The sequence below is a fragment of the Mucilaginibacter sp. genome, from assembly GCF_036383575.1.
In the GTDB taxonomy this organism is placed as follows: domain Bacteria; phylum Bacteroidota; class Bacteroidia; order Sphingobacteriales; family Sphingobacteriaceae; genus Mucilaginibacter.
The window spans coordinates 1-3,490 of the sequence record NZ_DASVOB010000331.1; the positions used below are offsets into that span (position 1 = coordinate 1).

Genomic DNA, 3,490 nt, shown 5'->3' on the forward strand with positions numbered 1-3,490 from the left:
AGCAGGCATTTTGGGATGTTGATATGGATAATATCGACTATCAGAAAAATGCTGCGCATGTTGTTGAAAAGGTTATCGAAAGGGGAAAAGCAGAAGATTTTAATAACTTGTTGAAATTTTATGGTTTTAACAAGGTGAAAGAATTAGCCTTGCAAGCGTTATGGCTTTCAGATATCAGCATCAATTTTTGTTGTGTGCTGTTTAAGGTTAAACCTACCGATTTTAAATGCTACGAAAAGAAACAGTTGAACCTGCAACACTGGAACTTTTAAACAAAATAGTTTCACTTCCTGGATTTGAACAATTCAGATTAGTTGGAGGTACCGCACTTTCACTACTTTACGGGCACAGACTATCAATTGATCTGGATTTTTTTACAGATCAGCCACTTGATAAGGAATTGATCAAAGAAACCCTTATTGATACCTTCAATCAGGTTAGAAGTGAAAACGACAGGTTTAAGTCCATATACCAATGTCTTATTGAAAATATAAAAGTTGACTTTGTTTCTGTCAAAGATCCATTTACTTATCCGGCACAAATAATTGAAGGAGTACCCATTGCCGATATTCGCGATTTGATAGCATTAAAGCTTAACGCGGTGAAAGGCAGAGGGGTAAAAAAAGACTTTTGGGACATAGCCAAGCTTCTGGAGTTTTATTCATTTGAAAATCTTTTTCAATTTTATCATGATAGATATACTTATGATGATACCTTTGCGGTCATAAGATCAGTGGTTTATTTTGCTGACGCTGAAAATACTATAACTCCTGAGTCATTAGATGGTATGACATGGGATAAAGTAAAACAAACCATCACAAACGCATTTGACGATTATTATAGAAATATTAGAAATTAATGGCTGTTGACGTATTATTAGGCCTCCAGTGGGGCGATGAAGGAAAAGGAAAAATTGTTGATGTGCTTAGTGCAGGTTATGACCTGATAGCACGTTTCCAGGGCGGGCCAAATGCTGGTCACACTTTGGAGTTCGACGGTAAAAAGTTTGTTTTAAACACCATTCCTTCAGGTATATTTTTTGAAAACACCATCAACCTTATCGGTAATGGTGTGGTGATTGATCCTATCACCCTGAAAAAAGAACTGGATAAATTAAAAGATGCCGGGCATGACCTGCTGGCTAAAAAGAACCTTTTAATTGCTAAAAAAGCGCACCTGATATTGCCAACGCACCAGTTGCTTGATGCCGCTAATGAAAAAAAGATGGGCGAAGGCAAAATTGGTTCAACCTTAAAAGGTATTGGTCCAACTTATATGGATAAAACCGGTCGTAACGGTTTACGTATTGGTGATATCACCCTGCCCGATTTTAAAGAGCGTTATCAGAAACTGGTTGATAAACACGTATCCATGCTGCAACAGCTTTATGGCGAAGTAGCTGATTTTTCAGAACGTGAGACATTGTTTTTCGAAGCGCTTGACGTGTTACGTCAATTCCCGCTGGTTGATTCTGAGCATTTGGTGAACAATTATATTAAAGAAGGCAAAAAGGTATTAGCAGAAGGTGCACAGGGCGCCATGCTTGATATCGATTTTGGTTCATATCCGTTTGTAACTTCATCAAACACTACCGCTGCAGGTGCTTGTACCGGTTTAGGTATCGCCCCGCAGCAAATTGGCGAAGTGATAGGTATTTTTAAAGCCTATTGTACCCGTGTTGGCGGCGGCCCGTTCCCAACTGAGTTAGAGAACGAAACAGGCGAAGAACTACGCAAAGTTGGTCACGAATTTGGTGCAACCACAGGCAGGCCACGCCGTACCGGGTGGATCGATCTTCCGGCTTTAAAATATGCTATTATGCTTAATGGTGTTACCCAACTGGTAATGACCAAGGCTGATGTATTAAGCGGTTTTGAAAAGATCTATGCTGCTACTCACTACAATTATTTAGGCGAACAGATTGATTATATGCCTTACGATATCTGCTCGGTAAAACCTGAGCCAGTGTATAAGGAAATCGATGGCTGGAACGAAGATCTGACCGGTATCACTGAATTAACCGAGATTCCGGCTAAGCTGCAGTCATACATTGATTTCCTTGAAGCTGAACTTGGCGTACCGGTAAAATATTTATCGGTAGGGCCAGATAGGAAACAGACTTTAACGTTGCATTAGGATAAATTCCCTGCAATGTTGTCCGTGAGGACACGGGCAACGGGGAGAAAAATGAAAAAGGCCGGTATATCCGGCCTTTTTCATTTACTTAAAATTCCCCGGTTCGTGTCCTCACGAACCGTAGCCACAAATGAAAATTGGAAACATTAAATCAATCTAATTTCATTTACTTGGTTATTTTTGCAGCGTGATTGTACAGGTACAGGATTTGCCGGAATTTAAACAGAAAGCACTACAATGGGTGTCAACATTCGATGCCGCCTGCTACCTCGACTCGAACGGATTTAACGATCCCTATTCCAAATTTGATACCCTGATAGCGGCGGGAGTGCGCGCTGAACTTACTGCGAACACAGGTAGCGCATTCAAACAGCTTGAACAGTTCAGGGAAAACAACCCTGGCTGGATGACCGGCTTCCTGGGCTATGACCTTAAAAATGAAATTGAAGCGCTTACATCCGCTAATCCTGATGGTTTAAAATTTCCTGATCTGTATTTTTTTGTTCCCCAACATCTTGTTTTGATCAAAGAGAACGAGGTTGAGATCATTTCCGATGAACCTGAATTGGTCATGAAAGCTATAAACGGGCAGGAACTAACCATCTCCGGTCAACAGACTGTTATAAATTTAAAGCCGCGCTTTAGCCGGCAGGAATACATTGATACGGTAAATAAGATCAAAGAGCATATCGCCCGCGGGGATATCTATGTCACCAATTTTTGCCAGGAATTTTTTGCGGAGGATGCTTCCGTTGACCCTCTTGAGATCTTCAAAAAGCTAAATGAGGTTTCTCCAAACCCTTTCTCTACCTTTTTCAAATGGAATGGAAATTACATCGTCGGCGCTTCACCCGAACGCTTTTTAGCTAAGAGGGAAAGCAAACTCATCTCGCAGCCAATAAAAGGTACCGCAAAAAGGTTGGATGATATCGATGCCGACGAACAGGCCAAACAAGCCCTTCGTAATCATCCCAAAGAATTACAGGAAAATGTAATGGTGGTTGACCTGGTACGTAACGACCTTACCCGCTCGGCTAAACCCGGCACCGTTAAAACCGAAGAGCTTTTCGGCATTTACAGTTTTAAGCAGGTACACCAGATGATCTCTACCGTTATTTGCGAGTTGCAGGACGGCTTATCAAATGTGCAGGCTATCAAAAATACCTTCCCTATGGGCAGCATGACCGGAGCCCCAAAAGTGAGCTGTATGCAGCTAATGGAACAATACGAGCGCAGTAAACGCGGGGTATACTCCGGGGCTATAGGCTATTTTAGTCCCGATGATGATTTTGATTTTAATGTAGTGATCCGGTCGTTGCTTTATAACTCTTCTAATAAATACTTGTCATTTCAC

Annotated in this window: 4 protein-coding genes; all 4 read left to right on the forward strand. The window is 41.4% G+C overall.

Translation table 11 applies throughout. The features are described from left to right. Positions 1 to 272, forward strand: a 272-nt coding sequence (locus tag VF500_RS11385; protein WP_414688575.1) for a DUF6922 domain-containing protein, incomplete at its 5' end; no start/stop codon positions are given. Then, positions 227 to 859 carry a nucleotidyl transferase AbiEii/AbiGii toxin family protein gene (locus tag VF500_RS11390; protein ID WP_330859782.1) on the forward strand — a complete coding sequence of 211 codons (633 nt, stop codon included), beginning with the start codon at positions 227 to 229 and terminating at the stop codon, positions 857 to 859. The genes VF500_RS11385 and VF500_RS11390, both read left to right, overlap by 46 nt. Then, a complete protein-coding gene (locus VF500_RS11395; protein ID WP_330859783.1) occupies positions 859 to 2,136 on the forward strand; it encodes an adenylosuccinate synthase in 1,278 nt (425 codons plus the stop codon). Before VF500_RS11390 ends, VF500_RS11395 begins: the two co-directional genes overlap by 1 nt. 187 nt (positions 2,137 to 2,323) lie before the next feature. After that, on the forward strand, positions 2,324 to 3,490 hold a 1,167-nt coding region (locus tag VF500_RS11400; RefSeq protein ID WP_330859784.1), incomplete at its 3' end, for an anthranilate synthase component I family protein.

Excerpts from the sequence above, each read along its gene's own strand:
- VF500_RS11395 (WP_330859783.1), top strand. The coding sequence starts at position 859 with ATGGCTGTTGACGTATTATTAGGCCTCCAGTGGGGCGATGAAGGAAAA.
- VF500_RS11390 (WP_330859782.1), top strand. The coding sequence starts at position 227 with ATGCTACGAAAAGAAACAGTTGAACCTGCAACACTGGAACTTTTAAAC.